The following is a 4663-nucleotide window of genomic DNA, read 5'->3' as shown; positions in this document are numbered from 1 at the left end:
TCGCCACCCGACAGCTCTGTCGCGGGCTGTCCGAGACGGAGATATCCCAGCCCGACCTCTCGCAGCGTGGTCAGGCTCCGTGCCGCGTTGGCGACGTCGGCAAAAAGCTCCGAGGCCTGATCGACGGTCATCGCGAGCACGTCGGCGATCGTACGGTCGCGGTAGCGCACCGTGAGGGTGTCTTCGTTGTAGCGGGCGCCGTGACACGTCGGGCACGTGCCGTAGGTGCCCGGCAGGAACAGCAGTTCCACGGACACGAAGCCCTCGCCCTGGCAGGTGGGACACCGGCCGTCGGCGACGTTGAACGAGAACCGCCCTGCGGTCCAGCCTTGCCGCTTGGCCGCAGGAGTCGCGGCGAAGACGCGCCGGACGGCGTCGAACAATCCCGTGTAGGTCGCTAGCGTCGAGCGCGGGGTCCGGCCGATCGGGCGTTGATCAACAGCGACCAGCCGGTTGATCTGCTCGACGCCGTCTGCCGTCACGCCGATGCTCGCGTCGTGATCGAGGTCGACGATCTCGGCGTCGTCATCGTCGCCGTCGGTCTCCGGGTCGACCGCGCCGCCGCCCAGCTGGCGCGTCACGACGTCGCCGAGCACCTTGTAGACGAGCGTCGACTTGCCAGAGCCGGAGACGCCCGTGACCGCGGTGTAGACCCCCAGCGGGATGTCGACGTCGAGATCACGCAGGTTGTGAAAGCAGATGCCGCGCAACGCCAAGGCGCCCGACGGAGTGCGGGGCACGCGGGCGGCGGCCGCCTGGTCGCCGAACAGGTAGTCGCGGGTGACCGACGCGGTGACATCGGCAAGGCCGGCCACCGGTCCGCTGTAGAGCACCTCGCCACCAAGCTCGCCCGCGCCGGGCCCGACGTCGACGATCCAGTCCGCGCGGCGCACCACGTCCATGTCGTGCTCGACGACGAACAGCGAGTTGCCCGCCCGCCGGAGCCGGTCGAGCACGTCGAGCAACGGCTCGGCATCGGCCGGGTGCAGGCCCGCCGACGGCTCGTCGAGAACGTAGAGGACACCGAACAGGCCGGCACGCAGCTGGGTGGCCAGCCGCAGGCGCTGCAGCTCGCCTGGCGACACCGTGGGGGTGCGACGGCTCAGGGTCAGGTAGCCGAGTCCCAGGTCGATGAGGACCTGGATGCGGGCAACCAGGTCCGCGGCGATCATCGTCGCGACTTCGGTCAACTCACCCGACTCGGTGGACTCGTATGCGGCCTCGAAGTCGGTGCGCGTCGCAGCGGGCCGAAGCGCGTCGGCGAGGTCGGTCAGCGGCATGGCCACGTACTCGGCGATGTTGCGGCAGGCGAACGTGACGGCGAGCGCCTCGGGGCGCAGCCCGGAGCCGTGGCAGACCGGGCAGTCCACGCTGTCCACGAACTTCAGCACCCGCCTGCGCATCATCGCGCTCTGCGAGTTCGCCAGCGTGTGCCGGACGTGCCGCTCGGCACTGGAGAAGGTGCCGTTGTAGTAGTAGTCGGCCGTGACGGGGTGCTGGCTCGGATCGATCTCGACGGTCGGCTGCTCGTCGGTGAACAGGATCCAATTGCGTTGCCGCTTTGGGAGTTTGCGCCACGGCTTGTCGACGTCGTAGCCGAGCGTGATGAGGATGTCGCGCAGGTTCTGCCCCTGCCAGGCCCCAGGCCATGCGGCGACGGCGCCCTCGCGGATGGTCAGCGACGGGTCGGGAACGAGCGTCTCCTCGGTGACCCGGTGAATCCGGCCGAGCCCGTGACACTCGGGGCAGGCGCCAACGGCGGTGTTCGGGGAGAACGCGTCGGAGTCCAGTCGATCGGTGAAGCCGCGCGGGAACGTGCCCGCGCGGGAGAAGAGCATCCGCAACAGGTTGGACAACGTCGTGACCGTGCCGACGGATGACCGCGACGACGCCGTCCCGCGCCGCTGCTGCAGCGCCACGGCGGGCGGCAGCCCGGTGATGTCGTCCACCTTCGGCGCGCCGGTGGGCAGCAGCAGCCTGCGGGCGTAGGGGGCGACGGACTCGAAGTAGCGGCGCTGCGCCTCGGCGTAGATCGTCCCGAAGGCCAATGACGACTTGCCCGACCCCGAGATCCCGGTGAACGCGACCAGTGCGTCGCGCGGGGCAGCGACGTCGACCCCGCGTAGGTTGTGCACCCGGGTGCCGAAGACGCGGACGAACGGGTCGACGTCTTCGGCGCGGGGCGGCTGCACCACGCCATTGTGCGCGGTCGGTGCGACAGGTCGTGGGTTCGTTTGCTCGCCTCAGATTGGTCGGAGGCCGGATCAAAAGTGCCGAAATGGACCGACGGGCGGGTCGCGCGCGAGTGGTCATGCCGACACGCACCCCTTCGTCGGGGGACACGCCCAGCGGAGATGCGCAGCCGGAACCCCTTGCCCTAGACTGCCCTTCGACCAGATAGGAGTCTTCGGGTGCGGGCTTACACAGCGCCCAGCACCCAGGCGTTGCGGGGCTGGCAGCGTCGGGCAATGGTGCGGTATCTGACCGCCCGGCCACGGGACTTTCTCGCCGTCGCCACGCCCGGATCAGGCAAGACGACCTTTGCGCTGCGCATCGCCGGCGAGTTGTTGGCAGACGGAACCGTGGAGCGGCTCACCATCGTCGTACCCACTGAACACCTCAAGACGCAGTGGGCGCAGGCCGCGGCGGGTATCGGCCTGTCACTGGACCCGAAGTTCAGCAACTCCTCTGCACAGAACTCCGACGAGTACCACGGCGTCGTGGTCACCTACGCCCAGGTGGCCAGCCATCCCGGCAGACACCGGGTGCGCACCGAGAACCGCAAGACGCTCGTCGTGTTCGACGAGATCCATCACGGCGGCGACGCCAAGAGTTGGGGGGAGGCGATCCGCGAAGCGTTCGGCGACGCAACCCGCCGCCTCGGCCTGACCGGCACGCCGTTCCGCAGCGACGACAGCGCAATCCCGTTCGTCACCTACGAGCGCGGGCCCGACGGTTTGGAGCGCTCGCAGGCCGACCACACCTATGGCTACGCGGAGGCGCTCGCCGACGGGGTGGTGCGTCCCGTCGTGTTCCTGGCCTACTCCGGTGAGGCGCGCTGGCGGGACAGCGCAGGCGAAGAACATGCGGCACGCCTCGGCGAACCGCTCAACGCCGAGCAGACCGCCCGCGCCTGGCGGACCGCGCTGGATCCGACAGGCGAGTGGATGCCCGCGGTGATCGTCGCGGCCGACACCCGGTTGCAGCAGAAGCGCCAGCACGTGCCGGACGCCGGCGGCATGATCATCGCCTCCGATCAGACCGCGGCGCGGGCGTATGCCGGACTGCTGACCACGATCACCGGTGAGGCGCCGACTCTGGTGTTGTCCGACGATCCCGGGTCGTCGGGCCGGATCACGACGTTCTCCCAGGGCACCAGCCGCTGGCTGGTGGCCGTTCGCATGGTGTCGGAGGGCGTCGACGTGCCACGGCTCGCGGTCGGGGTGTACGCCACCAGCGCGTCGACTCCGCTGTTCTTCGCACAGGCGATCGGCCGTTACGTGCGCTCGCGCCAGCCGGGCGAAACGGCGAGCATCTTCCTGCCATCGGTGCCGTCGTTGCTCCAGCTGGCCAGTGAGATGGAAGCGCAACGCAACCACGTGTTGGGCAAGCCACACCGCGAGTCGCAGGGCGACTGGGACGAGGAGGCCGCAGAAGACGCTGCGAAGGCCAAGTCCGAGCCGAGTGAGATGGACAACGGCTTCGAGATGCTGGGCGCCGACGCCGAATTGGACCAGGTGATCTTCGACGGCTCGTCGTTCGGCACCGCGACCCCGGCGGGCAGCGACGAGGAGGCCGACTATCTCGGCATCCCCGGCCTGCTGGACTCCAACCAGATGCGGGACCTGTTGCGGCGCAGGCAGGAAGAGCAGTTGGACCGTAGGAGCGCCGCGGGCGGGACGGTGCCGGTGACGTCCACCACGCACGGGCAGTTGCGCGACCTGCGCCGTGAGCTCAACGCACTGGTCACCCTCGCTCACCACCGCACCGGCAAGCCGCACGGCTGGATCCACAACGAACTCCGTCGGATCTGCGGCGGGCCGGTGCTTGCGGCGGCGAACTCCGATCAGATCTCGGCGCGCATCGAAGCAGTCCGTTCGCTGAAGGCCTAACGTTCGACCATGCCCGCCGATGCGCCCACCATCCTGGCCACCAGTGGAGGGATCAAGCCGGGGCGACGCACCCGGCTTGCCTTCAGCGCCCTGACGGACTACGCCGTGGACCTGTCCGGCACGACGGGTCGACCACCCCGGGTGTGCCTGCTGGCCACCGCGATGGGCGACGACCGGGCGACACTGCTCTACCTCACCGAGGCCGCGCAGGAGCGGGGCTTCGCGGCGTCACACCTGGCCCTATTCCCGATGCCCAACGTCGACGACATCACCGAACATCTGCTCGCACAGGACGTGGTGTGGGTGTTCGGCGGCAGCGTGGCGGGTCTGCTGGCCATGTGGCGACTGCACGGGGTCGACGCTGCGCTGCATACCGCCTGGCAGGCGGGCGTGGTGCTGACCGGCGTGTCGGCGGGATCGATCTGCTGGCACGTCGGTGGCACGACGGACTCGTTCGGGCCCGACCTTCGGCCCGTGACCGACGGACTGGGTTTCGTGCCGTTCTCCAACGGCGTGCACTACGACTCCGAAGCGGAGCGCAGGCCACTGCT

3 protein-coding genes are annotated in these 4663 nt (G+C 69.4%); 2 read left to right on the top strand and 1 reads right to left on the bottom strand.

The features are described from left to right. The coding region (locus tag QOC69_RS32985) for an excinuclease ABC subunit UvrA (protein WP_526446697.1) at positions 1–2192 on the bottom strand (2192 nt) is incomplete at its 3' end. A gap of 219 nt (positions 2193–2411) precedes the next feature. Between QOC69_RS32985 and QOC69_RS32980 the strand changes: the two genes are divergently transcribed. Then, positions 2412–4112 (top strand): DEAD/DEAH box helicase, encoded by a 1701-nt coding sequence (locus QOC69_RS32980; protein ID WP_526446696.1) that lies wholly within the window; start codon positions 2412–2414, stop codon positions 4110–4112. A gap of 9 nt (positions 4113–4121) precedes the next feature. Next, on the top strand, positions 4122–4663 hold a 542-nt coding region (locus QOC69_RS32975; RefSeq protein WP_526446695.1), incomplete at its 3' end, for a Type 1 glutamine amidotransferase-like domain-containing protein.

It is taken from the genome of Mycobacterium sp., from assembly GCF_032162105.1.
Classification (GTDB): Bacteria; Actinomycetota; Actinomycetes; order Mycobacteriales; family Mycobacteriaceae; genus Mycobacterium.
Note: the sequence above shows the minus strand (reverse complement) of the source record. Positions and strands in the feature narration are given on the sequence as shown.